We start from the raw sequence: 26,370 nt of genomic DNA, 5'->3' as shown, positions 1-26,370 counted from the left end.
TATTTGATGAACAGAACCGCATTCGCGTCCGCCCTGCTCCTGGTGACCGCCGGCCTGGTCGCGCCGACGACGGCGGCGACCGCCGCGCCGGCTCCGCCACCGGACAGCAGCTTCCAGAAGGTGACGCTCAACGACTTCCCGGGCGAGCCGATGAGCCTCGCCGTCCTGCCCGACCTGCGGGTGCTGCACACCTCCCGGACCGGCGAGGTACGCATCCACGACCCGCGCACCGGGCTCAACACCCTCGCCGCCGACATCGACGTGTACCAGCACGACGAGGAGGGGTTGCAGGGCATCGCGATCGACCCGAACTTCGCCCAGAACAAGTGGGTGTACCTGTACTACTCACCACCCATGGACACCCCGGTGGACGACCCGGCCACGCCGGACGTCAACGAGGGGGACGCGCCGGAGGTCGGCACCGCGGCGGACTGGCAGCGGTTCAAGGGCGCGCTGCGGCTGTCCCGGTTCAAGCTGGAGGGGATGAAGCTCAACCTCGCCAGCGAGCAGCAGATCATCGACGTGCCGACCGACCGGGGGATCTGCTGCCACGTCGGCGGCCAGATCGACTTCGACAGCAAGGGCAACCTGTACCTGTCGACGGGTGACGACACCAACCCGTTCGCCTCCGACGGCTACGTCCCGATCGACGAGCGGGCCGACCGGAACCCGGCGTACGACGCCCAGCGCACCGCGGCCAACACCAACGACCTGCGCGGCAAGCTGCTGCGCATCAAGGTGAAGTCCGGTGGCGGGTACACGGTGCCGGCGGGCAACCTGTTCAAGCCGGGCACCGCGCAGACCCGACCGGAGATCTACGCGATGGGGCTGCGCAACGCGTTCCGCTTCGCGGTCGACCGGCGCACCGACGACGTGTACGTGGGCGACTACTCCCCCGACGCCTCCACGGCGAACCCGCAGCGCGGGCCGGCCGGGCACGGCCGGTGGATGGTGGTCGACAAGCCGGCGAACTACGGCTGGCCGTACTGCGTGACGCCGACCATCGCCTACCGCGACTACGACTTCGCCACCGGCGTGTCCGGTCCGAAGTTCAACTGCACGCGCCCGGTGAACGACTCACCGCACAACACGGGCAAGCGCGTGCTGCCGCCGGTCGAGGCCCCGCAGGTCTGGTACTCGGCGGCCGCCTCGGCCGAGTTCCCGCAGCTGGGCACCGGCGGCATCGCCCCGATGGGTGGCCCGGCGTACGACTACGACGGGACCAGCACGTCGCGTACCCGGTGGCCGGCCTACTACGACGGGGTGCCGCTGTTCTACGAGTGGACCCGGGACTACATCAAGGAGTTCCGCCTCGACGCCGACGGCGACGTCACGGACATCCGGCCGGTGGCGCCGTCGATCGTGGTGGACAACCCGATGGACATGGAGTTCGGTCCGGACGGCGCGCTCTACGTCCTGGAGTACGGCGACGGCTACTTCGCCGAGAACCCGGACGCGCAGTTGTCGCGGATCGACTTCGTCCGGGGCAACCGGACGCCGATCCCGAAGATCAGCGGTACCCCGACCGTCGGGCAGGCCCCGCTGACCGTCGCGTTCTCCAGCGCCGGCACCACCGACCCGGACGGCGACAAGCTGAGCTACGCGTGGGACTTCGACGCGGACGGTTCGGTGGACAGCACCGACCCCAATCCGTCGTGGACGTTCCAGGAGAACGGCTCGTACACGCCGACGCTGAAGGTGACCGACCGCACCGGACGCTCGGCCTCGGCGACCCTGCCGCTGGTGGTCGGGCCGACCGCGCCGGTCATCGAGTTCGTCGCCCCGGTGGCCGGGCAGCCCTTCCAGTTCGGGCAGACGGTCGCGTACGAGATCAAGGTCACCGACGACCTTCCGGTGGACTGCTCGCGGGTGAAGGTCACCTACGTGCTCGGCCACGATGAGCACGGGCATCCGCTCTCCACGGCGACCGGCTGCTCGGGCACCATCCCCACCTTCCTCGACGGTGGGCACAGCGGCGCGGACAACCTGACCGCGGTGTTCGTCGCGGAGTACACCGACGCGCCGACGGAGCCGGGCGTGCCGCCGCAGAGCGCCACGGCGACCGTGGTGCTCGATCCCACGCCGGTGGCCGGCCTGGCCGGCTGACCTGTCGACAGTGACGGCGGCGGCGACCGGAGACACTTCCGGTCGCCGCCGCCTCGCGTCGCGGCCCGGGGCCTGCCGGCCGGAGGGCACCTCGCTCCGGTCGACGCGAGCGCCGGTCAGCTCCAGTCGTTGTCGACGTGGTTGTCGCGCCAGCGTCCGCCCACCGGCGGGGTGTCCAGGCACATCCCGTCGTCGGCGTTGCCGGCCAGGTCGTTGTCCTCGACCCGGCAGTCCACGCAGCTCCCCCGACCGGTGATCCACAGGCCGTGGGTCTGGGTCCGGTCCTCGTGGTTGTCCCAGATCCGGTTACCGCGGATGGTGGCCGAGTCGAACGCCGCGTCGATGGTGATGCCGGCCCGCCGCTCGGGTGCGGCGGACAGCTCGTACCCGCACCCCGGAGGCGGGATGTCCCCGCTCCACGCGCTGATGCCGTCGGGACGCACCGGGGCGAGGGTGAGTTCGTCGCCGGTGTTCGCGGCGACCATCGCCACGGCCCGCCCCACCCGCAGGACCTTGCCGCGGTGACCGTCGTGCGGCCAGTTCGCGGACCGGTCCACCACGGACCGTTCGGCGTAGCGGACGGTCTCGCCGCTACCGCTGGCGGCCTGCGCGTACTGTCGGCCGTTGTTGCGGATCCGGTTGTTGAGCAGCACCGCGTCGGTCATCTGGTGGCCGATCCGGATGGCGTCCAGCCCGTTGCCCCAGAAGTCGTTGCTCTCGATCACCACGTCCCGCACCGGGCCCTGGTAGCCCCGCCCGAGGTCGTACGCGTGGTAGCCGTGCTGACCGTTGCCGCTGATCCGGTTGCCCCGGATGGTGTACGGGCCCGGGGTGTTGCCGACGCTGACCCCGTCGCGGATGTTGCCGTCGATGACGCAGTCGGCGACCAACCCACCCCGCCCGGCCACCCCGGCGGTGCCCTGGGCGGAGATGTCGAAGCCGGCCTCCAGGTTGCCGGCCATGGTGCAGGCGGAGACGATGAGACCGTCGGCGCCCCAGTCGGAGATGCCGAACCGGTTGCCCTGGCTGTGGCAGCCGATGATGCGGTAGCCACGCGGCGGCGTCCAGTAGTCCTTCTGCAGTTCGAGGAAGATGCCGTTGGTGCCGTTGGCGAGGGTGGTGCAGTTCGCGATGGTGAGGCGCTCCACCGAGCCCCACCCGCCGATGCCCACGCCGATCCCGGCGCCGCCGATCTGCTCGCCGTTGTCCAGTCGGCCGCAGCCGACCACGACCACGCCGTCGATCAGCGAGTCCTGCAGGAAGTCGCAGCCCAGCCCGGTGGCGGCGGTGTGGTGGATGTAGAGGTTGCGGAACACGCCGCGCACCACGTACTGCAGGCCCAACCCCTTGGCGAGGTAGTTGTACTCGGCCATCGCCACGCCCGAGCCGTCGATCTGGAAGTCGGCGAAGGTGCAGTCGGCGATGTGGCGGTCCCGGTCGGCGCCGTGCTGCACGGTGGTCCAGAACGCCAGTGGGGTCGGGTCGGCGCGGTTGCCCTCGTTGCTGAGCATGAACCGGGTCGCCGCCGGGCCGGCCCCGACCAGCGAGACGCCGCTGCGCCACACCGTTCCGGCGTCGCGGATCGAGTAGATGCCGGGCGGGCAGTAGATGACGCGGGCCCGACCGTCCGAGGCGTACCCCGCACCGAGGCGGTCCACGAGGGCGGCCAACGCCGGCTGGTCGTTGGTCGCGCCGTCACCGGTCAGGCCGTACTCCCGGGCGTCGCAGTAGAGCGGCGCGCCGGCCGCGGCGGGCCGGCGGACGCGGATCGAGTTGAGTAGCAGCTCGTTCGCCACGGCCACGGGTCGGCTCCCTTCGACGCGTCCGGCGCGTACCGGCGGGGCCGACTTCCCGGTGACACGGCCGGGAAACCCCGGGGCACGCGCCGGCCCCGACGCCGCGCGGGCGACGTCGGGGCCCAGGGGGTACGCGTCAGACGGCGGCGATCAGCAGCGCCGGGCGCTCCACGCAGTCTGCGACGTGCCGCAGGAAGCCACCGGCCACCCCGCCGTCGCACACCCGGTGGTCGAACGTGAGGCTCAACTGGGTGACCTTGCGGACGGCCAACTGCCCGTCGACCACCCACGGCTTGTCCACGATCCGCCCCACTCCGAGCAGCGCCGCTTCGGGGTGGTTGATGATCGGCGTGGAGCCGTCCACGCCGAACACCCCGTAGTTGTTGAGGGTGAAGGTGCCGCCGGTGAGCCGGGCCGGCGCGAGCGTCCCGGCCCGCGCCGCGGCGGTGGTCTCCGCCAGCGCGGCGGCCAGTTCGGCGGTGGTGAGCCGCTGGGCGTCCCGCAGCACCGGCACCAGCAGGCCCCGGTCCGTCTGCGCGGCGATACCCAGGTGCACGCCGGCGGACTGGACGATCCGCTGGCCCTCGGTGTCGACGCGGGCGTTGAGCTGCGGGTACCGGCGCAGGCCGCTGAGGCAGATCCGGGCCAGCAGGGCCAGGATGCTTACCGGGGCGTCGGGCGTCGCCGCGTTGATCGCCGCACGGGTCTCCAGCAGCCCGGTGGCGTCCACGTCGACCCAGATGGTCACCTCGGGGATCTCCCGCCGGCTGCGGGAGAGCTTGTCGGCGATGACCTTGCGGATGCCGGTGAGTGGGATGACCACGTCGCCGTCCCCGGTCGGGGCCAGGGCGACGTGGGGCTCCGGCACGGCGGCGAGCCGGGGCGCGGTCGAGGCCGCCTCCACGTCGGCGCGGCGGATCACGCCGCCGGGTCCGGTGCCCCGCACGGTGGCGAGGTCGACGCCGCGCTCGCGGGCCAGCCGGCGCACGATCGGCGAGATGACCAGGGCACTCGACGACTGGGCACCAACCGTCGCGCCACCGTCGGCGGCAGCGGAGTGGGAGGCCGGACTCGCGCCGGGCCGGTCAACCCCGACCGTGCCGGTACCGGCCGGGCCAGTGACGGCCGAGCCAGTGACGGCCGAGCCAGTGACGGCCGAGCCAGTGACGGCCGGACCGACACCGACCGGACCGGCGGCGGCCGAGCCAGCGCCGATCGCGCCAACCTCGCTCGCGCCAACGCCGGTCGGGCCGGTGGCGGTCGGCGCGGCGTCGGTCGGGTCGGGGGCGAGGGTCAGGCGCGGCCGGCGGCGACGGCGCGTCGCGCCGCCGTGCCCGGTGCCGTACCCGATCAGAACGTTGCCGGAGCCGGCCCGCTCCTCCTCACGGTAGGTGGCGTGCCCGGCGGGCTCGTCGCCGCCGCCGTCCAGCGGCGCGATGGTGATCAACGGCTGGCCGACCGGGCGTACCTCGCCGGCCGCGCCGTGCAGGGTCACGACCCGTCCGGCGTACGGGCAGGGCACGTCGACGACCGCCTTGGCGGTCTCCACCTCGACCACGCTCTGGTCCACCTCGACGACGTCACCGACGGCGACCCGCCACTCGACGATCTCGGCCTCGCTCAGCCCCTCGCCCAGGTCGGGCAGGAGGAAGACCTGGGTCCGCTCGACGGTGGTCATGCCGCCGCCCAACGCGCGTCGGGCTGGTCGTCCCACTGCAGGCGGGCGACCGCGTCGAGGACGCGGTCCACGCCGGGCAGGTGGGTGTGCTCCAGCATCGGCGCCGGGTACGGGATGTCCAGCCCGGCCACCCGCAGCACCGGCGCGTGCAGCGCGTGGAAGCAGCGCTCCTGCACCCGGGCGGCGATCTCCGCGCCGACGCCCGCGAAGCCGGGCGCCTCCTGGATGACCACGCAGCGACCGGTGCGCCGGACCGAGGCGGTGATGGTGGCGTCGTCGAACGGCACGATGGTGCGCACGTCGACGACCTCCAGGTCCCAGCCCTCCTCGCGCGCGGCCTCGGCGGCCTCCAGGGCGACCGGCACCGCCGGTCCGTACGCCACCAGGGTGGCGTCGCGGCCGGGCCGGCGCACGACGGCCCGGCCGAACGGCTCGGTCCGCGTCGGCAGGGCCGCGTCGGCGCTGGCGAAGTAGAGCTTCTTGGGCTCCATGAAGACCACCGGGTCGGGGTCGTCGATCGCCTCCCGCAGCAGGGAGTACGCGTCGTCGACGGTCGCCGGGGTGACGACCTTCAGGCCGGGGGTGTGCGCGTAGTACGCCTCGGACGAGTCGCAGTGGTGCTCCACCCCGCCGATCCCACCCGCGTACGGCACCCGGATGACGATGGGCACGCTGAGCGCGCCCCGGGTGCGGTTGCGCAGCTTCGCCACGTGCGAGGCGATCTGCTCGAACGCCGGGTACGCAAACGCGTCGAACTGCATCTCGACGACCGGCCGCAGCCCGGACATGGCGAGGCCGACGGCGAAGCCGACGATGCCGGCCTCGGCCAGGGGCGTGTCGAAGCAGCGGTTCTCGCCGAAGCGTGCCTGGAGGCCGTCGGTGATCCGGAAGACGCCGCCGAGCGCGCCGACGTCCTCGCCGAAGACGACGACCTTCTCGTCGGCGGCGAGCGCGTCGGCGAGCGCGGTGTTGAGCGCCTTCGCCATGGTGGTGGCCATCAGGCGTCACCCTCCTCGTCGCGTGCGGCGGCCAGCTCGGCGCGGATGAGTTCGCGCTGCTCGACGAGCTGCGGGGTGGGCTCGGCGTAGACGTGGTCGAACAGGCTCAGCGGGTCGACCGTGGGCTGGCTGTTCATCCGGGCGCGCAGGTCCGCGGCGTACGCCTCGGCCTGCTCGGCGACCTCGGCGACCGCCGCGTCGTCGAGCACCCCACGGGCGCGCAGGTAGGCCTGGAGGCGGGCGACCGGGTCCCGGTCCCGCCAGGCGTCGACCTCGGCGCCGTCGCGGTAGCGGCTGGCGTCGTCGGCGTTGGTGTGCGGCTCCATCCGGTAGGTGTGCGCTTCCACCAGGAACGGCCCCTTGCCGGCGCGGGCGTGCGCGACCGCGCGGGTGAGCACGGCGAGCACGGCCACCGGGTCGTTGCCGTCGACCTGCTCACTGGGCACCCCGTAGCCGATGCCCTTGTACGCCAGCGACGGCGCGGCGGTCTGCCGGGACAGCGGGACGCTGATGGCGTACCTGTTGTTCTGCACGAAGTAGACGACCGGGGCTTTGAACACGGCGGCGAAGTTGATGCCCTCGTGGAAGTCGCCCTCGCTGGTCGCCCCGTCACCGATGAAGGCCAGCGCCACGGTGTCGCGCCCCTGGTACGCCTCACCGTGGGCGAGGCCGGCGGCGTGCACGCACTGGGTGGCGAGCGGGGTGCACTGCGGCGCGGTGTGCACCCGGGTCGGGTCGTAGCCGCAGTGCCAGTCGCCGCGCAGCAGGGTGAGAACCTCGACCGGATCGATGCCTCGGGCAACCAGCGCCATCGATTCGCGGTAGGTGGGGAACACCCAGTCGGTGTCGCGGACGGCGAGCGTGGCGGCCACCTGGCACGCCTCCTGGCCCCGGGACGACGGGTAGACGGCGAGGCGACCCTGCTTGGTCAGCGCGGTCGCCTGGGTGTCGAACCGGCGGCCGAGCACCATCCGGCGGTACAGCTCCCGCAGCGCCTCGACGGGCGGCTCCGGGTAGTCGGTACGGGCCGGCAGCGGCGTGCCGGTCTCATCGAGCAGGCGGACCGGTTCGGCGTCCGGCAGCAGCGGACGCGCCGGGTCGGGCGGGGTGACCGTCCGACGGGCGCGCGGGGATGCCCTGCGGACCGCCTGGGGTGTGGTCGTCACGGCGGGACCTCCTGGGACGTGTGGTGAGCCTATGCTTCCGCCTGACGGATGATTGACTCAAGATCCACGAAGAAGGCGGGACGTCTGGCATGCGGAAGGCAGATCGGTGAGCCAGGAGACCGGAGACGGGGTGGGCCAGGCGACCGGAGCGGGACGATCGGTCCGAGCCTTGGACGAGGTCGACCGGCGGATCGTGGACGAGCTGGTCCGCGACGGGCGTACGTCGGTGCGCACGTTGGCCGAACGGATCCACATCTCGCGCACCAACGCGTACGCGCGGGTCGAGCGCCTGATGCGCGACGGCGTGATCACGGGGTTCCGGGCACAGGTCGCGCCCGAGGCGGCCGGGCTGGGCACCTCGGCGTACATGGCGTTGACGATCGAGCAGAACACCTGGCGGGAGGTGTCGGCCGAGCTGGCCCAGGTGCGCTACGTCGAGCACGTCGCGCTGCTCAGCGGCGAGCACGACGTGCTGGCCCTGGTCCGGGCGCCGGACAACGCCGCCCTGCGGGACGTCGTACTCGACCGGGTGCAGCGCATCTCCGGGGTGCTGTCGACAAGGTCGTGGCTGGTCTTCGAAGAGTTCGAGGGCACACAGAGCCCCTGGGCCTGAGGTGTAAGGAAGGGCCCCCTATTACCGCCTGGTGTCTAATAAGGGGCCCTTCCTTACACCTCGGGCGGAGCCTCCAGGCGCTCGCGGTCGGCTAGGGCCAGCAGCGGCTCCAGCGAGTGCCGGTCGCCGTCCAGGCCGGCGTGCGGGTCGCCGCGCTCGGCGAACCGGGCCGGCACGGTGAGCACGTCGAAGTCCTCCGGACGGGCGTCGTCCAGCTCCGCCCAGTCCAACGGCGCCGACACCAACGCTTGCGGCGTCGGCCGGATCGAGTACGCCGACGCCATGGTGTGGTCGCGGGACATCTGGTTGTAGTCGACGAAGACCGGCCGGTCCCGCTGGTCCCGCCACCAGGTGGTGGTGACCAGGTCCGGCAGCCGACGCTGCATCTCCCGCCCCAGCGCGAGCACCGCCCGGCGGCACTCGCCGAAACTCCACCGCGGCTCGATTGACAGGTACACGTGCAGGCCCCGGCCGCCGGTCGTCTTCGGGTAGCCGGTCATGCCCAGCTCGGCGAGGAACGCGCGCACCTCCCGGGCCACCGGCACCACCTGCTCGAAGCCGACGCCCGGCAGCGGGTCGAGGTCGATGCGCAACTGGTCGGGGCGCTCCACGTCGCGGGCGGACACCGGCCACGGATGAAACCGCAGGGTGCCCAGGTTGGCCGCCCAGATCACCACGGCCAGTTCGCTCGGCGCGACCTCGTCGGCAGTCCGGCCGCTGGGGAACGTGATGTGCGCGGTGCGCACCCACTCGGGCGCGCCCGCCGGCAGCCGCTTCTGGTAGAACGCGTCGCCGCGGTTGGTCTGCCGGGTGGCGATCGTCGCCCCCTCGAAGACGCCGCGCGGCCAGCGTTCCAGCATGGTCGGCCGGTCGCGCAGCGCCCGTAGGATCCCGTCGCCGACCGCCAGGAAGTAGCGGACCACGTCCAGCTTGGTCAGCCCACGTTCCGGAAAGTACGGCTTGTCGGGGCTGGAGACGCGGACCAGCCGCTCCCCCACCCGGATCTCCTCCGCCGCCGTGGCCACGCCCCCGAGGGTACGACGTGGGGGGCGGACCCGGTGGGCTACCGACCGGTGACCAGCGTGGCGTGCTGCTGCGGCGACGGGCCGCCGACCGACTGCGTCGCGGACAGCTCGGCGCCGGAGTGTTCCCACAACTGCTCGTCTCGGTGTGCAGATCGTCGCTCGGCGACCAGCCGAGCACCTCGGCGGCGAGCCTGACGTCCAGCCGCCGCCAGGTCGACTCGGCCGGGCCGGTCTGCTCGGCCTCGACCAGGTCGGTCGGCACCCCACTGACGTCGATGAGGAGCTGGGCCATGTCACGGACGCTGGCGGCGACCCCGCGACCGATGTTGATCACGTAGCCGGCCGCCGCGGGCCGGGTCGTGGCCAGCAGCACGGCGGCGGCCACGTCGCTCAGGCCCACGAAGTCCCGCCGCGGGCCCGGCGAGCAACTGCGCGTCGTTGAGCCTTCACCTGCCGCCCGGCGGAGTTGATCACCAAGTCCGGTTCGAGGTCACGCAGCAGCGCGGTGATCTCGTCGACGTCGGCGGCGGCGGCGGCCAGATCCAGGGCGCGGACCGTGACACCCGCCCCGATGTCACGCGGGGTACGGGCGCCCCGCGATGACGGTGTGCCCGGCATTGGCCAGCGCCCGGCAGATGGGGCGGCCGAGGAAACCGGTGCCGCCCAGCACCACCACCCGCCGCGACCCGCCGGCCGCCGGCTGCCGCTGCGCGACGATCATGACCGCCCCCGGTCGTGGTCGCTCATCGGCCCGGCCCGAACGCGTGCCGCGACAGGCTCTTCACACCGGTCATTCGGCCGGCGAGGATCGCCGTCGGCAGCAGCGTGATGGCGTGCAGCCGGGACGACATGTAGCGGCGGGCCGCCCGGGCCGCCCGCGGCCAGCCCTGCTCGTCCATCCGCCGGGCGACGTCGACGAAGAACGCCCGTGCCTCGGTGAACCGGGTGCCGGCGATCGCGTCGGCGGCAGACTTGCTCACCGCGTGCCGCCGGTACTGGAAGCACAGGGTGGTGTCGATCGCCATCTGCTCGCCCCGCTGGATGAGATCGATCACCAGCGCGAGGTCCTGGATGACCTGGAGCTCCTCGCGGAAGTTGACGGCCTTGAGCGCGTCCGTCCGCCAGCAGATCGACGGGAAGTATAACCAGCAGCCGCGCAGCAGGCTGGCCGCCAGATCCTCGCCACCCATCAGCGTCCGGGACTCGACGCGCGGTGCGTAGAGCCGCCGCTTGGCCTCGTCGACGATGGTGTTGACCACCGTGCCGTCGGCGTCGATGATCTCGACTCCCGGCTGCACCATGCCGACGCCCGGGTACTGCTCGATCACCGACCGCACGGTCGCCACGTAGTTGGGGTGCATGATGTCGTCCGTGCCCATCATCACCAGGTACTCGTGTTCGGCGAGGCCGACGCACTTGCGGAAGTTGCCGGTGATGCCGAGGTTGCGCTCGTTGCGCTGGTAGCGCACCCGCTCGTCGGTGATCTGCGCGAACCACTCCGGCACGCCCGGCTCGGTGCCGTCGTCGACCACGGTCAGCCGCCAGCCCGGGTCGGTCTGTGCCAGCACGCTGCGCACCGCCGCCTGCATGAGGGGCACGCTCCCGTAGTACGGCAACATGATGTCGACAATCATCTGCTCCCCGGACCTTACTGTGCGTGGTGGACGTGCGCGACGAGCGCGGGCCACATTATCAGTCATCCCACGCGAATCCCGTACCGGCGAGCCGGCCTGCCGGGCCGTCGCGACATTGCCCCGGGACGCCGGGCCGACGGGTCCGACGACGTCTACGCCGAGGGCTATCATCGTCGCGCCCGAACCGCACGCCCCCGGATTGGACGCAGATGCCAGACCGTGCCGTCATCACGGATGCGCCTCAGGCGCAGAACGACGTGGGCTCGCCCCCGCCGGCCGCCGAGCCGGCCCGCCGGCGACTTCCGTTCGCCCGCCGGCTGGCGCTCAGTGTCTGGTTCTGGCCGACGGCATTCGCGGCCCTCGCGGTCGGCTGGCGACTCGGCAGCCCGGAGATGTGGCAGGACGAGCTGGTCAGCATCGACCTGGCGAACCGCTCCACCAGCCAGATCCTGAGCATGCTGAAGAACGTCGACGCCGTGCACGGCGCGTACTACCTGTTCATGCACGGCTGGGCAACCGTCTTCGGCAGCGGGCCGACCAGCGTGCGGGTGCCGTCGGCGCTGGCCATGATCCTGGCCACCGCGTGCGTGGCGCTGGCCGGGCGACGGATCTTCGGCCAGACAGCCGGGATCGCCGGCGGGTTCACCTTCGCCCTCGTGCCCACGGTCACCCGTTTCGGGCAGGAGACCCGGTCGTACGCCTTCGTCGTCCTCGCCGCCGCCGCGGCCACGCTGTTCCTGCTCCGGGCCTTGGAGCGGCCGGGGTGGCTGCGGTGGGCGCCCTACACGCTCGCCGTGGCCGGTATCGGCCTGGTGAATGTGGTGGGGCTCACCCTGCTGATCGGGCACGGCCTGGCCGTGCTGATCCACTGCTGGCGGGAGCGTCGTTGGTGGTCGGTGGTCTGGTTCGGGCTCGCCGCGTTGGCCGGCGTGGGCATCGCCGCCCCGGTGATCCTGCGCGGCATGAAGCAGGCGGGCCGGCAGATCAGCTGGATCCCGGACAGCGCGCCCTGGACGGTCTGGGAACAGGTCCTCGGCTCGGTGTTGCTGGCCTTCGCCGTCACCGCGCTGGCCGTGGTCGGTGTGCTGACCCACCTGCGCCGCGGCACCGCCGCTCGGACCGTCATGTTCGCGCTCATCGCCGCCGTGCCGCTGCCGGTTGTCCTGCTGGCCTCCACCGGCGACATCAACTACTTCTTCTCCAAGTACCTGCTCTTCGTCCTGCCGGCCTGGGCGGTGCTCGCCGGCGCGGGCGTCGCCGCGTTGCGCCGCGTCCCGCTGGTCGTGGTGGGTCTGGTGGTGCTCGCCGGCCTGAGCGTGCCCGGCCAGCTCGCACTGCGCGCCGAGTACTCGCACAGCTGGTACACCTATCCGCAGAAGCGGGCGTTCGCGCCGTTCGGGTACTCCGAGGCGGCGCGGGTGGTCGAGTCCGGTTACCAACCCGGCGACGGGCTGGTGGCCGGTGGCGCCTGGTGGTGGGCGGCCGAGGACGGGGTTCGGTACTACCTTCCCAAGGACGTGAAGCTGCGCAACGTCTTCGAGCAGCGTTCCGCAGCCCAACGCAATGAACTCTTCAACGCGGCCTGCACCAACCCCGCCCGTTGTCTGCACGACGAGCCGCGACTGTGGGTGCTGCTGCCGGCGGTCACCGACACGCCGCTGGCCAGCCTGCCAAAGAAGCAGTCCGCCGTGCTCACCGAGCGCTACGAGGTGGTCCGGGTCGACCACGTGACCGGGATGACCGTGGCCCTGCTGCAACGGCGCGGCTGAGTCGACGCCCGGCCCGGCGCGGCACGGTTACCCCGTGCCGCGCCCGGGTACCGGGGTCGGCATGGCGGAACTGTCGACGCTCTGGATCATCCGGCACGGGGAGAGCACCGCGAACGTGGCGGCCACCCGGGCCGAGGAGGCCGGCGCGGACGTGATCGCCCTGAGCCACCGCGACGCCGACGTACCGCTCTCGGACACCGGCGAGGAGCAGGCGCGGGCGACCGGCCGCTGGCTCGCGGGGCTGCCCGAGGACCGGCGACCCGAGGTCGCGGTGGTGTCGCCGTACCTGCGGGCGGTCTCCACGGCCAAGCTGGCGCTGCACGGCACCGGGATTCCGGTGAGCCGTGACGAGCGGCTGCGCGACCGGGAGCTGGGCATCCTGGACGGCCTGACCGGGCACGGGGTGCGCCGGCGGTTTCCCGACGAGGCGAAGCGCCGTGAACGGCTGGGCAAGTTCTACTACCGACCGCCCGGCGGTGAGGCCTGGACCGATGTGGCGCTGCGTCTGCGGACGCTCCTCGGTGACCTGCGCCGCGACCACGAGGGCCAGCGGGTGCTGCTGTTCGGCCACGACGCGCTGGTCTTCCTGCTGCGCTACCTCATCGAGGGATTGACCGAGCCGGAGCTGATGGCGTTGACCCGCGAACACGTGATCGCGAACTGCTCGGTCACCGACTGGTCGGCCGACGAGCAGGGCCGCCTGCGGCTGGGCGGTTTCAACGAGGTCGGCCACCTGCACCGGCAGGGCGCCGAGGCGACCAGGGAGGACGAGATCCATGCCGAACCGGTCTGAGGTAAAGGTGATCACGCCGGCGCTGCTGCGGGACTGGGCGCTGCCGGTGCCGGCCGGGGGCAAGGAGAGTCGGGGCACCGTGCTGGTGATCGGCGGCTCCCGCTTCACCCCCGGGGCGGTCCTGCTCGCCGGAGTGGCCGCGCTGCGCGCCGGCGCCGGGGTGCTCCAGCTCGCCCTCGCCGAGTCGACCGCCGCCACGCTGAGCATCCAGGTGCCCGAGGCGCTGGTGGTGGGGCTGCCGGAGACGCCCGACGGCACGGTGGCCGCCGACCGGGCCGGCCAGCTCGGTGAGTTGGCCGGCGCGGCCGACGTGGTGGCCCTGGGTCCGGGGTTGACCGGCATCGACGAGACCTCCCGACTGCTGGACCTCGTCCTGGAGGCGGCCGGTCCGGACACCCCGCTGGTCCTGGACGCGTACGCGCTGGGCGCGCTCAGCCACGAGCCGAAGCTGCTGGTCGGCTCCGGCCGCCCGGTGGTGCTCACCCCCAACGTCACCGAGGCCGGCCACCTGCTGGGCCGGGACCCGGGTGACGACCTGAGCGCCGAGGCCGCCGAGTTGGCGCAACGGTACGACGCGGTGGTCTCGCTCTACGGTCACGTGGCCGCCCCGGACGGCCGCGGATGGCGGGAGGAGAGCGGCGACGCCGGCCTCGGCACGTCCGGCAGCGGGGACGTGCTCGCCGGCCTGCTCGCCGGGCTCCTGTCCCGGGGCGCCGACCCGGCGCAGGCCGCCTGCTGGGGTGCGTTCGCGCACGCCGTGAGCGGCCAGCGGCTGATTCCCCGGTACGGCCGGATCGGTTTTCTGGCCCGGGAACTGCTCGACGAGATCCCGCGCACCCTGGCCACCGTCTGACCAGGCGAGGTGAGCCGGGTTCGCCTGTTTCGTCACTCCGGCTCGGGGTACCGGATCGACACCAGCCGAGCTACCGAACAAGGGGGCACACCGGTGTCGACCGATGCCATCGTCCTGCTCAAAGAGGACCACAAGGAGATGCGCCGTCTGTTCAAGGCCTTCCAGGACGCCGAGGAGGGACCGGCGAGCCAGCGGCAGAAGCTGGTGGACCAGATCCTGGAGGCCCTGACGGTGCACACCTACCTGGAGAACGAGGTGATGTACCCGGAGGTCCGCCGGCTCCTGCCCGACCTGGAGGACGACATCCTCGAGTCGTACGAGGAGCACCACGTGGCCGACCTGCTCTGCCTGGAACTGGCCAGCATGGACGCCAAGGACGAGCGCTTCACCGCCAAGACGACGGTGCTGATCGAGAACGTCACGCACCACGTCGAGGAGGAAGAGGAGGAGTGGTTCCCCAAGGTCCGCGAGGCGTTGGGCCGTAAGCAGCTCCAGGAGATCGGCGAGAAGATGATCGCGCTGCGCGCGGACGCGCCGCGTACCCCCACCCAGCCGAAGGCGATCAAGAAGGCGCGCGACGCGGTGACCGCCTGAGGCGAGGCGTTCGCACCGAGGGGCCCGGCACATCGCCGGGCCCCTCGTCGGTTCGTTGGCTCCGTCGCCCGAGCCCGGCTCGGCCATCCGGCGGTGCCGCTCGGACCTGCGCTGGTCCGGGATGATCTTCCCGGCGGCCGGCTGCACCTTGCTGATCAGTGAACCCGCCGTGACGGCCTGGTCACCCCTCATCACCTCGGCGTACTCGCGTCGGGAGGTCGGCCGGGTCGGCCGGGTCGGGCGGCGCCGGCCCGGTAGGATCGGCGCGGGCCGTTACTGGCGCGTTGGGATGGAGAACCATCGGGGAGCGGCCCCGTCACGAGGACGTTTGCCGTGCGCCTGGGCCTTCCGCACATTCGTAGGAGGTCGCATGTCGCGCAACGCCGAGTCCACCGCATTCCGGAGCGCCCTCGAGGTGATCCGGGCTGTCGAGCCGCGGGTGGCCGACGCCATCGGCGCCGAGCTGACCGACCAGCGGGAGTCGCTCAAGCTCATCGCCAGCGAGAACTACGCCTCCCCGGCGACGCTGCTGGCGATGGGCAACTGGTTCAGCGACAAGTACGCCGAGGGCACCGTCGGCCGCCGCTTCTACGCCGGCTGCCAGAACGTCGACACCGTCGAGGCGCTCGCCGCCGAGCACGCCCGGGAGCTGTTCGGGGCCGCGCACGCGTACGTGCAGCCGCACTCGGGCATCGATGCCAACCTGGTCGCCTTCTGGGCGGTGCTCGCCGACCGGGTGGAGTCCCCCGCCCTGAAGAAGGCCCAGGTACGCCAGGTCAACGACCTCACCGAGGCGGACTGGTTCGAGCTGCGCCGCGAGCTGGGCAACCAGCGGATGCTCGGCATGTCCCTGGACGCCGGCGGCCACCTCACCCACGGTTTTCGGCCGAACATCTCCGGCAAGATGTTCGACCAGCGCAGCTACGGCACCGACCCGGCCACCGGGCTGATCGACTACGACCGGGTGGCCGAGGCCGCCCGCGAGTTCAAGCCGCTGATCCTGGTCGGCGGCTACTCGGCGTACCCCCGGAAGGTGAACTTCCGGATCCTGCGGGAGATCGCCGACTCGGTCGGCGCGACCTTCATGGTCGACATGGCGCACTTCGCGGGCCTGGTGGCCGGCAAGGTGTTCACCGGCGACTTCGACCCGGTGCCGCACGCGCACATCGTCACCACCACCACCCACAAGTCGCTGCGCGGCCCGCGCGGCGGCATGGTGCTCTGCCAGCCGGAGCTGGCCGACCAGGTGGACCGGGGCTGCCCGATGGTGCTCGGCGGCCCGCTGCCGCACGTGATGGCCGCCAAGGCCGTCGCCCTGGCCGAGGCCCGCCGCCCCGACTTCGCCGACTACGCCCAGCGGATCGTGGACAACTCGCAGGCCCTCGCCGACGGGCTGCTGCGTCGGGGCGCGAAGCTCGTCACCGGTGGCACCGACAACCACCTGGTGCTGATCGACGTGTCCGGCTACGGGCTCACCGGCCGGCAGGCCGAGCAGGCCCTGCTCGACTCGGGCATCGTCACCAACCGCAACTCGGTCCCGCAGGACCCGAACGGCGCCTGGTACACCTCCGGCATCCGGATCGGCACCCCGGCGCTGACCACTCGCGGGCTGGGCACCGCCGAGATGGACCAGACGGCGGAGCTGATCCACACCGTGCTGACCCAGACCACGGCCGGCGCGAACGCCGACGGCACCCCGTCCAAGGCGAAGTACACGCTCGACGCCGACCTGGCCGACAAGATCTCCCGCCAGGCCGCCGACCTGCTGGCCCCCCACCCCCTCTACCCCGCCGTCGACCTAACCTGACGGCCTCCCCACCCCCCACCCCCACCCCCGCCGCGGACGACCGCGTCGATCATGGAGTCGTGGTGCCCGAATCAGGGCGAGTGGCGACCTTCGTCCACCACCACAACTTCATGATCGACGCGGACGGGGGTGGGGGCGGGGGCGCGGGGCGGGGCGGGGCGGGGGGGCGCGGGGCGAGGGTGGGGGTTAGTTCAGGGGGCGTTTTAGGTGGTAGCGGTGGACTTCGGTGCTGCCCTGGACGTTGTTGACGTCCTCGGCCGCTGAGACCAGCTCCCAGCCCTCGCGGCCGGCGCGGTTGAGGTGCGCGATGGCCGTGTCGCCGTAGGCGGTGATGTCCTTACGGGACCCGTCCGGGCCGTACCAGACGAACGAGACGGTGAAATTGCGACCCTGTCCCTGATAGCGACGAACGAGCAGGGCGTACTCCCAGGCAACCATGCGGCCCATTATGACCGTCCACGCAGGAGCTCGTCGGTGACGAGGGCGGCGAGTCGGTCCAACCCGACGTCGATCTGCTCCGGCGTCACCGCGCTGACCGACAGCCGCAGCGCGCGCACCGGCGCGGTGTCGTCGTAGAAGTGCGCCATCGGCGTCCACAGCACGCCGTAGTCCCGCCCCGAGATGTCCAGCAACGCGTCGTCGACGACGAACGGCACGGTCACCACCACGAAGAACCCGCCGGCCGGCACCGTCCAGCGCACCTCCGGCCGGTCCGCGAAACGCCGGGCCAGGCCGGCCACCAGGTGGCGCAGGTTGCGGGCGTACGCGGCCCGCTCCCGGGTGTTCGCGGGCACCAGGCTGCACCCGTGCTCCAACAGCCGCCCACCGATCACCGCCTGCGCGAGCGGTGAGGTGTTCACGGTGACCATGCTCTTGATCATGGCGAGTTGGTCGGCGAGCGGCCCGACGCGGCCGTCCGGTCCGGCCACCCGCTGGTCGGCGACCACGTAACCGACCCGGGCCCCGGGCAGCACCGTCTTGGCGAAGGAGCCGAGGTAGACCACCCGGCGGTCGGTGTCCAGCGCCTTCAGCGTGGGCGGGCGCGGCCCGTCGGCGACGGCGAACAGCCCGTACGGGTTGTCTTCCAGCAGCAGCAGGTCCTCCTCGGCGGCCAGCGCCAGCAGCCGCTGCCGGTCGGCGACGTCGATGCTGGTCCCGGACGGGTTGGCGAAGTCCGGCATCACGTAGCAGGCGCGGGGCCGTAGGCCCGCCTGGCGGGCGCGGCGGGCCTGGGCCCGCAGGTCGCCCAGGTCCACCCCGGACGGTCCACCGGCGACCGGCCACACCGGCAGGTCCACCAGCCGGGCCGCCCCGGTCAGCCCGACATAGGTCGGCGCGACCGCCAGCAGCACGTCCGTCGGGCCGGTCCGCAACGCCCGCAGCACCAGGAACATGGCCTCCTGACACCCGACGGTCACCACCACGGTCTCCGGGTCGACCGTGATCCCCTCGTCGAGGGCGAGGTTCCGGGCGACCAGGTGGTGCACGATGCCCTTGGTCCGGCCGTACTGCATCAGCAACCGGCGTGCCTGCTCGGGCGAGTGCCCCCGCTCGTCGACGAGGTGCCGGTGGAACGTGTCCAGGTGCCGGTGCACCGCGGCGACGTCGAGGAACTCCTCGTACGGGCGGCCGGCCGCGAGCGACACCGCCGCCGGATACCGTTCGGACACCTCGTTGAGGAAGTTCATCGAGGTCAGCGCCGGGTCCCCGAGCGCGGGGTGCAGATCGGCGACGGTGAGGTCGGCCGGTTCGGTGGCGTCCACCGGCTCAGCCCGTCCGGAGGGTCCGTAGCCCGGCCGCCGCCGCCGGGTCGGCGCAGCCGGCGAGGGTGAGCGCGTCCCGCACCTCGGCGGCGAGCAGCGCCAACGCGTCCTGCGCGCCGCGCCGCCCCCCGACGGCCAGCGCCCAGAGCAGCGGCCGGCCGACCAGGACGCCCGCCGCGCCCAGCGCCAGCGCCCGCAGCACGTCGGTGCCGCCCCGGATGCCGCTGTCCAGCAGCACCTGACCACCGTCGCCGACCGCGTCGACGACCTCCGGCAGCATGGTGACGCTGGCCGGGGCGCCGTCCAACTGCCGGCCTCCATGGTTCGACACCACCACCGCGTCCGCCCCGATCCGTACCGCCTCGACCGCGTCACGGGGGTCCAGCACCCCCTTGACGACCAGCGGCAGGTCGACGTGCTCGCGCAGCCAGGCCAGATCCGCCCAGCGCAGGGCCGCCTCGAACGACGCGTCGGTGTGCGCGGCGATCGCCGAGACGCCGGGGACGCCCGCGTGGGCGAGCGTGTCCCTGCCGTACGGCAGGTTCGCGGCGACCACGTCCGGCGGCAGCCGGAACGCGTTGCGCAGGTCGCGGGGGCGTCGGCCGAGCACCGGGACGTCCACGGTGACGACCAGGGCACGGCAGCCCGCTGCCACGATCCGGTCCAGCAGGTCGCGGACCAGGGCCCGGTCCCGCAGCCAGTAGAGCTGGAACCAGACGTGGGCGCCGGTCGCGGTGATCTGTTCGATCGGCGTGCTGCTCAGCGTGCTCGCCACGAACGGCACGCCGGCCGCGCCGGCCGCCGTCGCGAGGCCTGCCTCGCCGTCCGGGTGTACGAGCCGCTGGTAGGCCATCGGCGCCACCCCGACCGGCAGCGCGTACGGCTCACCGAGCAGCCGTACGCCGGTGTCCACCGCATCCCTGCCGCGCAGCACCCGGGGCAGCACGGCGATCCGGTCCAGCGCGGTGCGGTTGGCGGCCAGGGTCACCTCGGCCGCGCCGCCGCCGGCGACGTAGTCCCACACGTCCGGGGCCAGCACCGCCCGAGCCTGTTCCTGGTAGTCGGCGAACGTCACCGGCCGGTCGGCCAGCACCCGCTCAACCACCGCGTACCCCCGTGCCCTCCGGCTGGGCCGGCGCCGCCTCCCGATTCGACGACACACCGAACCGGTCCCGCAGGAACGCCGAGGCGCTGTCCTGCGCGTGCCGGCCGTCAGTGAACACGCCGGGCATGGCGAAGAACCCGTGGATCATGCCCGGGTAGTGGTCGGCACGGACGGTCACGCCGGCGGCGTCCAACCGCTCGGCGTAGCGCTGCCCCTCGGCGCACAGCGGGTCCAGCTCGGCGGTGATCACCAGGGCCGCCGGCAGGCCGGACAGGTCGTCGGCGCGCAGCGGTGACGCCAGCGGGTCCCGCGACTGCTCGGCGTCGGTGAGGTAGTGCGTGCGGTACCAGGCCACCGAGTGACGGTTGAACAGGGTCGGGTCGTCGCCGACCGGGCCGGACGGGTCGCCGCCGATGTCGGTGTTCGGGTAGACGAGCAGTTGCGCGGCCAGCGCGGGCCCGTCCGTGCGGCAGAGCAGGGTCACGGCGGCGGCGAGGTTGCCACCGGCGCTGTCCCCGCCCACCGCCAGCCGCGTCGGGTCCACACCGAACCGGTCGGCGTTCTCGGCGATCCAGACGGTCGCGGCGTGGCAGTCGTGCACGGCGGCCGGGAAGGGGTGCTCCGGGGCGAGCCGGTAGCCGACGGTCACCACCTGACAGGGCACCGCGTTGGCCAGCCGACGGCAGATCCCGTCGGCGGTGTCAATGCTGCCGAGGGTCCAGCCGCCGCCGAAGAAGTACAGCAGGGTGGGCAGCGGACCCGACCCGGCCGGCCGGTACACCCGGATGGGCAGGTCACCACCCGGACCGGGAATGTGCTCGTCGCGTACCTCGGCGACCTGCTCGACCGCGCCGCCGCCGGCGCGGATCGCGGCCAGGTCCGCGGCGCGCGCCTCGGCGAGGGTCTGCGTGTACAGCGGCGGCGTGCCCGCCGCGGCGCGGGCGGCGCGGTAGGCCGCCACCTGCGGGTGCAGGGCCATGCTGATCTCCTATCCGCCGGTGCTGACCAGCAGCTTGTCGATGCCGCGCAGGAAGAGGCTGCCGCTGTACGTCGGGGTCTCGGTGACCGCGAGCCGGGGGAACCGGGCGAACAGGCGGGGCAGCGCGAGGCGTCCCTCCAGCCGGGACACCGCCGCGCCGAGGCAGAAGTGCAGGCCCACCCCGAAGGCCAGTGACGGCGGTCCGGCGCGGGTCGGGTCGAAGACGTCCGGGTCGGGGAACCGCGCCGGGTCCCGGTTGGCCGCGCCGATGATGATGAGCACGTTGTCCCCCTCGGCGACCGGCACGCCGGCCAGCACGGTGTCCTCGGGCGCGGCCCGGGCGAGGAAGTGCACCGGGCTCTGCAGGCGCAGCACCTCGTCGACGCACCCGGCGGCGAGGGCCTCGTCGGTGGGCAGCGCGGTGACCGCCCCCGGGTGGGCCAGCAGCAGCGGCAGGCCGTTGCTGAACATGTAGACGGTGGTGACGAAGCTGGCGTTGAACAGCACGATCAGGTTACTGATCAGCTCCTCCTCGGTCAGCTCCACCTCGCCCGAACCGACCGCCTCGACCAGGGCGCTGATCAGGTCCTCGCCGGGCGTACGGCGGCGGTGCGCCAGCAGCTCCCGGTAGAACGCCCGCAGCTCCTGCGCTGCGGTGTTCGCGGCGGCCAGCCGCTGCGGGGTCTTGCCGGCCACGTCCAGGAACTCGTCGATACGCTCCACCCGATCCCGGTACCAGGTCAACTCCCCCGCCGGGATGCCGATGAACTCGGCCATGACCAGCGCCGGAATGGGGTACGCGAAGTCGGCCACGAAGTCGACGACACTGTCGCCGGCGTCGGCCATCCGGTCCAGCAGCTCGTCGACGACGCGCAGGATCACCGGCTCCAACGCGCCGAGACGACGGGGCGTGAACGTACGCGAGAAGACGTGCCGCATCCGGGTGTGGTCGGGCGGATTGATGAACATCATCGACGTCTGGAAGGTGCGCAGGATCTCGTGCTCCTCCCAGCCCGGCGGTGGCTGTTTGGTCCACCGTGGATCGCGCAGCATCGCGTCGATCAGGTCGTAGCCGACCGCCACCGCCGCCACGGTGCGGTGCTCGGCGCGCGGCGGCACCGCGCTGACCGGCCCGAGCCGGTGCAGGCGGGCGTACCACGGGTACGGATTTTGGCGGCCCTCTTCGCTGTAGAGGCCGGTGAGCAGGTCCTGCACCGTCACGACGTACTCCTCCCCAGGATGTCGGTGCTCCGGGGGCGGCGGGGTGGCCCGCCGCCCCCGGCGGTGTCACAGACCGAGCAGCCGTATCGGCACGGCGTCGGCCATCGCCTTGTTGCCGGCGTCGTTCGGGTGGATGTGGTCACCCGAGTCGTACGCGGGCAGCAGTTGGCTGGGCTTGGCCGGGTCACGCAGCACCCGGTCGAAGTCGAGCAGTCCGTCGAACTCTCGGCTGCCGCGCAGGTACGCGTTCACGGCCTGCCGGGTGGCCTCCTTCTCCGGCGTCCACACACCTGGCGCGCCGTGCCCCTCGTACGGCGTCAGCGTGGCCACCAGGCTGGTCAGGCCGCGCTGCTGGAGCTGCTGGTTGATCTGCCGCAGGGTGGCGATGATCGCCTCGGACGAGTCGTTGGACATCCAGATGTCGTTGATGCCGAGGTGGGTGACGACGGTCCGCACCCCGGTCTGGGCGAAGACGTCCTCGTTGAGGCGGGCCGCCGCGTTCGGGCCGAGCTGGAAGTAGCCGGGGTAGTCGCCCGCGCCCGGCTCGGTGCCCTCGTGGTTGAGGCGGTTGCCGGCCAGGCTCAGGTTGAGCACGCCCGGGGTGCGACGGTCGGGCCGGTCGGCGAGCAGCCGGTCGGCGAGCAGGTCGGGCCAGCGGCGGTTGGCGTTGACGGTGCTGCCGTTGCTGTCCCCGATGGAGTCGCCGAGCACGACCAGCGCCCCGGGGGTGCCCTTGCGCTGCACGTCGACGCCGGACAGGAAGAACCAGCAACAGTTGGGCCGGATGGTGAAACCGGCTCCGTCGGCCGCCCCGGTCAGGTCACCGGCGCCGATGAAGTTGGTCTGCTGGGACTGCCCGTGGAAGGTGGTCGGCCCGGTCGGCGTCGGGAAGTGCAGGGTGATCACCAGGTCGCTGTCGTCGGCGACGGCGAAGGTCAGCGGGTCGCTGAGCAGCTCGGCGCCCCGGTTCATGGTCGCCGAGGCGGCGCCGGTGAAGGTCAGCGGGCGCAGCGAGGCCGGGTCGATGTCGGAGACGTCGTCGACGGTGGCGGTGTTCGGTCGGGCGACGGTGGCGCGACCCACCCGAACGGACTGTTCGCCGTAGAGGTTGCTCAGTCGTACGCGCAGCGCCGGGCCGCCCACCGAGACGTGCACGACCATCCGGACGCTCTGGTCGTTCAGACCGGTGTTGGTCAGGCCGACCGAGTTGCCCCGGGTGACCGCCGCGGCCCAACTGCCCGCCCACTCGCCCCGGTCCGGACGATCGGCGACGGTGGAGGATCCGCCGGCGATGGCGACGACGGCGGGTGTTCCGGTGACCAGTAGCGCCGCGAGGGCGGTGACGACATGCCATCTCTTCGGGGTCGACATGGAACCTCCATCGTGTGGCAGCCCAGGGCCGTCCGCTGACGGCTCCCGCCTGGACGATGGTCCAGAAACCTAGCCGCCGCCGATGACGGGCGTCAATCAACTGATCGACGCGATCAAATGTCCGCCGGGCCTGCGGTTTCGCCCGTCGGCCCGGTCCCGGCACGTCTCCGTCGGCCTAGGCTCGCAGGCGGCGGCGGTGCGGTCGCCGAACGCGCGCCCACCGCCCGCGACGTCACCGGGAAACCGACCCGGAGACCGCCGCTCTCCTGCGATGGGGGTTTGCCGGATGACTGACGGACCCGGGCACGCGACCTATGTGGACCGGGCGCTGGACCTGTTCGCCGACTTCGGCGATCGGGAGGCGCTGGTCGGCGGTGGCCGCCGCCTGACCTACACCGAGGCCGCCGCGCGGGTACGCGCGATGGCCGCGACGCTGACCGGGCACGGCGTACGGCCGGGCGCGGCGGTGCTGGTGACCATGGCCAACGCTGTGGAGGGGCCGCTGCTCCAGCTCGCGCTGCACCTGCTCGGGTGCCGGACGATGTGGGTCGCCCCGGTCACCGCCCGCCGGGAGGTCGACGAGTTCGTCCGGCTGGCCCGCCCCGACGCCCTGGTCTACGACGCCCGCGACCCGGCCAGCCTGGGGCCGGAGCTGGCCGCCGCGCTGCCCGGCGTACCGGTGTGCTGCCTGGGCCCCGGCGGTGCGGGCCCGGACCTCACCGCCGACCCGGGCGGTTCCGTGCCACCGACGACGGAGGTCCCCGCGCCGGAGTCGTTCCTCCAGACCAGCGGCACCACCGGCGCCCCGAAGCTGGTGCACCACACCGAGAGCTTCTACGCCCAGATCCTCACCCTCGCGGCCGACTTCCGCGCCGCCGGCTTCCCGCTGCTGCGGCACCTGTCGCACTCGCCCATGTGGTTGGCCAGCGGCCAGATCACCACCCTGTTCAACCTGTTCACCGGCGGCGTGCTGTTCCTGCGCGACGACTGGGAGCCGACGGCGTTCGTGGCGACCGTGCAACGGGAGCGGATCAACTCCACCTTCGTGACCCCGCCGATGCTCTACGAGCTGCTGGACCATCCGACGCTGGTGGACGCCGACTTCTCGGCCATGTTCATGTTCAACGTGGGCGCCGGGCCCGCCGCGCCCGCCCGGCTGCGCCAGGCCATCGCGCGGTTCGGCCCGGTGCTGCGCATCGTGTACGGCCTCAGCGAGGCCGTCGTGATCACCGCGCTGCCCGGCCTGACCGACGACCCGGAGCACCCGGAGCGGCTGCGCTCCTGCGGGCGTCCCTACGGCGACGTGCGGATCGAGATCCGCGACGACGACGGCGTGGTGTTGCCGCCGGGCCAGGACGGCGAGGTGTGGGTGCGGAGCCGGCTGAGCTTCGCCGGGTACCACGGGCAGCCCGAGCTGACCGCGCAGACGCTCGTCGACGGCTGGGTGCGCACCCGCGACATCGGCCACCTCGACGAGGACGGCTACCTCTACCTGGTCGACCGGGCGCACGACATGATCGTGACGCACCGGCGGAACTGGGCCATCTTCTGCCGCCCCATCGAGGACGTGCTGGCGGGGCACCCGCAGGTGCGGGCGGCCGCCGTGATCGGCGTGCCGGACGACGAGGTCGGCGAGGCGCCGTACGCGTACGTGGTGCCCGCGCCGGGCGCGACGGTCACGGCGACGGAGTTGATCGACCTGGTGGCCGCCGACCTGAACGAGATGTGGGCGCCGGTCGGGGTGCAGTTCGTCGACCGGTTACCGGTGAACCGGTCGGTCAAGGTGGACAAGCGGGCGTTGCGCGCCGAGTACGCCGCGCGGCGGGCGGCGGCGGTCGGGGCGTGACCCCCCGCCGGCAGTTGGTCGTCCTGGTCGGCGCGGACCTGATCTCCAACCTGGGCACCCGCATCTCGGTGGTGACCATCCCCTGGCTGGTGCTGGTCACCACCGGCAGCCCGACGAAGATGGGTCTGGTCGCGTTCGCCGAGACACTTCCGTACCTGTTGTCCAGTGCCCTCGGCACGCCCTGGGCGGACCGAATCGGCCTGCGCCGGACGTCGATCCTCTGCGACGCCGGCAGCGCCCTGGCGATGGTCGTCGTCGCGCTCACCCCGTGGCTGGGCTTCGCTCCCCTGGTGGCGCTGGTCGCGGTGGCCGGGGCGCTGCGCGGCATCGGCGACCGGGTCAAGCACGTCATGTTCCGGCCGGTCGCCGAGGCCGCCGGGGTGCCCCTGATCCGCCTCACCTCGGCGTACGACGGGTTGAGCCGGGTGGTGACGCTGTTCGGCGCGGCCGTGGGCGGTGTGCTGATCGCCGCGTTCGGGGTGACCCAGGCGATCCTCATCGACGCGGCCAGCTTCGCGATCTGCGCGCTGCTCATCGGTCTCCTGGTTCGCCCGCCGGCCGCCCCGGCGACGCCCGCCGCGCCGGTGGGCTACCTCCGCGCGCTGCGGGACGGCTTCGGCTACCTCGGTCGGGACCGGCCGCTGCTGGGCATGCTGGTGGTCGTCTCGGCGCTGAACATGGTGGCCAACGCGAGCGTGGCCGTCTACATCCCGTTCTGGGTCGCCCGCGAACTACACGGTCCGAGCGGGCTCGGGCTCGTGCTCGCGGCCTTCTCGGCGGGCGCGCTGCTGGGCAACGTGGCGTTCACCGCGCTCGGGCCCCGGCTGCCCGGCCGGCTGACGTTCCTGATCGGGGCGACGGTCGCCGGCACACCCCGACTGGTCGCCCTGGCGATCAGCGACGAACTGCCGGTCGTCCTCGTGGTGACCTTCCTGTCCGGGATCGGCATCGCGGCGGTCAACCCGCTGCTCGGGGTGGCGCTGTACGAGCGGGTGCCACCGGACCTGCAGACCCGGGTGCTCGGCATCGCCGGTTCGCTGGCCTTCGTCGGCCTGCCGGTCGGCGCGCTCCTCGGTGGCTGGTCGGTGGACGCGTTCGGCCTCACCCCGGCGCTGCTGCTGATGGCGGCGGCCTGCCTGTCAGTCACCGCGCTGCCCCTGCTGGCCCGGACGACCACACCGTCGCGGCCCACCCCGGTCACCACGTCCTGACCGCGAAACTGGGTTGCGCACGGGGAACGGCGCCCGCAGGCT

At 72.7% G+C, this 26,370-nt stretch carries 23 protein-coding genes and 1 riboswitch; of the genes, 10 read left to right on the top strand and 13 right to left on the bottom strand.

What is annotated here, in order from left to right; all coding sequences use genetic code 11:
* Window positions 1-6: 6 nt before the first annotated feature.
* Window positions 7-2,106, top strand: a complete 2,100-nt coding sequence (locus AB0B55_RS04900; RefSeq protein ID WP_357170443.1) for a PQQ-dependent sugar dehydrogenase — start codon at window positions 7-9, stop codon at window positions 2,104-2,106.
* A gap of 116 nt (window positions 2,107-2,222) precedes the next feature.
* On the opposite strand, the gene AB0B55_RS04895 is transcribed toward AB0B55_RS04900, so the two are convergent.
* From AB0B55_RS04895 to pdhA, 4 genes are all read right to left on the bottom strand, one after another.
* Entirely contained in the window at window positions 2,223-3,902 is a 1,680-nt protein-coding gene (locus AB0B55_RS04895; RefSeq protein ID WP_357119465.1) for a right-handed parallel beta-helix repeat-containing protein, read from the bottom strand.
* 136 nt (window positions 3,903-4,038) lie between these two features.
* A complete protein-coding gene (locus AB0B55_RS04890) occupies window positions 4,039-5,580 on the bottom strand; it encodes a dihydrolipoamide acetyltransferase family protein (RefSeq protein ID WP_357118997.1) in 1,542 nt (513 codons plus the stop codon).
* A complete protein-coding gene (locus AB0B55_RS04885) occupies window positions 5,577-6,581 on the bottom strand; it encodes an alpha-ketoacid dehydrogenase subunit beta (protein ID WP_357170592.1) in 1,005 nt (334 codons plus the stop codon). Before AB0B55_RS04885 ends, AB0B55_RS04890 begins: the two co-directional genes overlap by 4 nt.
* Complete coding sequence (gene pdhA / locus AB0B55_RS04880; RefSeq protein WP_357170590.1) at window positions 6,578-7,777, bottom strand: pyruvate dehydrogenase (acetyl-transferring) E1 component subunit alpha; 1,200 nt, start codon at window positions 7,775-7,777, stop codon at window positions 6,578-6,580. The genes AB0B55_RS04885 and pdhA overlap by 4 nt, the downstream gene beginning before the upstream one ends.
* Before the next feature lie 97 nt (window positions 7,778-7,874).
* Between pdhA and AB0B55_RS04875 the strand changes: the two genes are divergently transcribed.
* Window positions 7,875-8,357, top strand: a complete 483-nt coding sequence (locus AB0B55_RS04875) for an Lrp/AsnC family transcriptional regulator (protein ID WP_357119474.1) — start codon at window positions 7,875-7,877, stop codon at window positions 8,355-8,357.
* Between the two features lie 53 nt (window positions 8,358-8,410).
* On the opposite strand, the gene AB0B55_RS04870 is transcribed toward AB0B55_RS04875, so the two are convergent.
* Window positions 8,411-9,382: a DNA primase small subunit domain-containing protein gene (locus AB0B55_RS04870; protein ID WP_357170440.1), complete on the bottom strand. Its 972-nt coding sequence runs from the start codon at window positions 9,380-9,382 to the stop codon at window positions 8,411-8,413.
* Between the two features lie 17 nt (window positions 9,383-9,399).
* Here AB0B55_RS04870 and AB0B55_RS04865 point away from each other — a divergent pair, with 17 nt between their 5' ends.
* Window positions 9,400-9,720, top strand: coding sequence for a hypothetical protein (locus AB0B55_RS04865; protein ID WP_357170437.1), 321 nt, complete (start codon window positions 9,400-9,402; stop codon window positions 9,718-9,720).
* Window positions 9,721-9,956: 236 nt separating this feature from the next.
* On the opposite strand, the gene AB0B55_RS04860 is transcribed toward AB0B55_RS04865, so the two are convergent.
* Together AB0B55_RS04860 and AB0B55_RS04855 are read right to left on the bottom strand one after the other, a co-directional pair.
* Complete coding sequence (locus tag AB0B55_RS04860) at window positions 9,957-10,103, bottom strand: NAD-dependent epimerase/dehydratase family protein (RefSeq protein WP_357119002.1); 147 nt, start codon at window positions 10,101-10,103, stop codon at window positions 9,957-9,959.
* A 22-nt stretch (window positions 10,104-10,125) separates the two neighbouring features.
* Entirely contained in the window at window positions 10,126-11,016 is an 891-nt protein-coding gene (locus AB0B55_RS04855; RefSeq protein ID WP_357119005.1) for a glycosyltransferase, read from the bottom strand.
* A 209-nt stretch (window positions 11,017-11,225) separates the two neighbouring features.
* Here AB0B55_RS04855 and AB0B55_RS04850 point away from each other — a divergent pair, with 209 nt between their 5' ends.
* From AB0B55_RS04850 to AB0B55_RS04830, 5 genes are all read left to right on the top strand, one after another.
* A complete protein-coding gene (locus AB0B55_RS04850; RefSeq protein WP_357170434.1) occupies window positions 11,226-12,785 on the top strand; it encodes a glycosyltransferase family 39 protein in 1,560 nt (519 codons plus the stop codon).
* A gap of 61 nt (window positions 12,786-12,846) precedes the next feature.
* On the top strand, window positions 12,847-13,578 hold the full coding sequence (locus AB0B55_RS04845) for a histidine phosphatase family protein (protein ID WP_357170431.1): 732 nt from the start codon (window positions 12,847-12,849) through the stop codon (window positions 13,576-13,578).
* The gene (locus AB0B55_RS04840; protein ID WP_357170427.1) at window positions 13,562-14,431 is read left to right on the top strand and encodes an NAD(P)H-hydrate dehydratase; all 870 of its coding nucleotides are present in this window, start codon (window positions 13,562-13,564) and stop codon (window positions 14,429-14,431) included. Before AB0B55_RS04845 ends, AB0B55_RS04840 begins: the two co-directional genes overlap by 17 nt.
* Window positions 14,432-14,524: 93 nt before the next feature.
* Window positions 14,525-15,025, top strand: coding sequence for a hemerythrin domain-containing protein (locus tag AB0B55_RS04835; protein WP_357119014.1), 501 nt, complete (start codon window positions 14,525-14,527; stop codon window positions 15,023-15,025).
* Window positions 15,026-15,287: 262 nt separating this feature from the next.
* A riboswitch (ZMP/ZTP riboswitch) is annotated at window positions 15,288-15,377 on the top strand.
* Between the two features lie 18 nt (window positions 15,378-15,395).
* Window positions 15,396-16,832 carry a glycine hydroxymethyltransferase gene (locus AB0B55_RS04830; protein WP_357119020.1) on the top strand — a complete coding sequence of 479 codons (1,437 nt, stop codon included), beginning with the start codon at window positions 15,396-15,398 and terminating at the stop codon, window positions 16,830-16,832.
* Between the two features lie 186 nt (window positions 16,833-17,018).
* On the opposite strand, the gene AB0B55_RS04825 is transcribed toward AB0B55_RS04830, so the two are convergent.
* The 6 genes from AB0B55_RS04825 to AB0B55_RS04800 all read right to left on the bottom strand — a co-directional run bounded on the left by AB0B55_RS04825 (window position 17,019) and on the right by AB0B55_RS04800 (window position 23,271).
* The gene (locus AB0B55_RS04825) at window positions 17,019-17,279 is read right to left on the bottom strand and encodes a hypothetical protein (RefSeq protein WP_007460594.1); all 261 of its coding nucleotides are present in this window, start codon (window positions 17,277-17,279) and stop codon (window positions 17,019-17,021) included.
* The gene (locus AB0B55_RS04820; protein WP_357119024.1) at window positions 17,279-18,595 is read right to left on the bottom strand and encodes a PLP-dependent aminotransferase family protein; all 1,317 of its coding nucleotides are present in this window, start codon (window positions 18,593-18,595) and stop codon (window positions 17,279-17,281) included. The genes AB0B55_RS04825 and AB0B55_RS04820 overlap by 1 nt, the downstream gene beginning before the upstream one ends.
* Window positions 18,596-18,599: 4 nt before the next feature.
* Window positions 18,600-19,700 carry an alpha-hydroxy acid oxidase gene (locus tag AB0B55_RS04815; protein ID WP_357170422.1) on the bottom strand — a complete coding sequence of 367 codons (1,101 nt, stop codon included), beginning with the start codon at window positions 19,698-19,700 and terminating at the stop codon, window positions 18,600-18,602.
* The gene (locus AB0B55_RS04810) at window positions 19,693-20,679 is read right to left on the bottom strand and encodes an alpha/beta hydrolase (RefSeq protein ID WP_357170418.1); all 987 of its coding nucleotides are present in this window, start codon (window positions 20,677-20,679) and stop codon (window positions 19,693-19,695) included. The genes AB0B55_RS04815 and AB0B55_RS04810 overlap by 8 nt, the downstream gene beginning before the upstream one ends.
* A gap of 9 nt (window positions 20,680-20,688) precedes the next feature.
* Window positions 20,689-21,900, bottom strand: a complete 1,212-nt coding sequence (locus AB0B55_RS04805) for a cytochrome P450 (RefSeq protein ID WP_357170415.1) — start codon at window positions 21,898-21,900, stop codon at window positions 20,689-20,691.
* A gap of 66 nt (window positions 21,901-21,966) precedes the next feature.
* Window positions 21,967-23,271: an SGNH/GDSL hydrolase family protein gene (locus tag AB0B55_RS04800; protein WP_357170412.1), complete on the bottom strand. Its 1,305-nt coding sequence runs from the start codon at window positions 23,269-23,271 to the stop codon at window positions 21,967-21,969.
* A gap of 286 nt (window positions 23,272-23,557) precedes the next feature.
* Between AB0B55_RS04800 and AB0B55_RS04795 the strand changes: the two genes are divergently transcribed.
* Together AB0B55_RS04795 and AB0B55_RS04790 are read left to right on the top strand one after the other, a co-directional pair.
* Window positions 23,558-25,117 carry an AMP-binding protein gene (locus AB0B55_RS04795; RefSeq protein ID WP_357170409.1) on the top strand — a complete coding sequence of 520 codons (1,560 nt, stop codon included), beginning with the start codon at window positions 23,558-23,560 and terminating at the stop codon, window positions 25,115-25,117.
* Window positions 25,114-26,328 carry an MFS transporter gene (locus tag AB0B55_RS04790; protein ID WP_357119042.1) on the top strand — a complete coding sequence of 405 codons (1,215 nt, stop codon included), beginning with the start codon at window positions 25,114-25,116 and terminating at the stop codon, window positions 26,326-26,328. The genes AB0B55_RS04795 and AB0B55_RS04790 overlap by 4 nt, the downstream gene beginning before the upstream one ends.
* Window positions 26,329-26,370: the final 42 nt, after the last annotated feature.

Source organism: Micromonospora sp. NPDC049107, from assembly GCF_040648595.1.
Classification (GTDB): domain Bacteria; phylum Actinomycetota; class Actinomycetes; order Mycobacteriales; family Micromonosporaceae; genus Micromonospora.
Note: the sequence above shows the minus strand (reverse complement) of the source record. Positions and strands in the feature narration are given on the sequence as shown.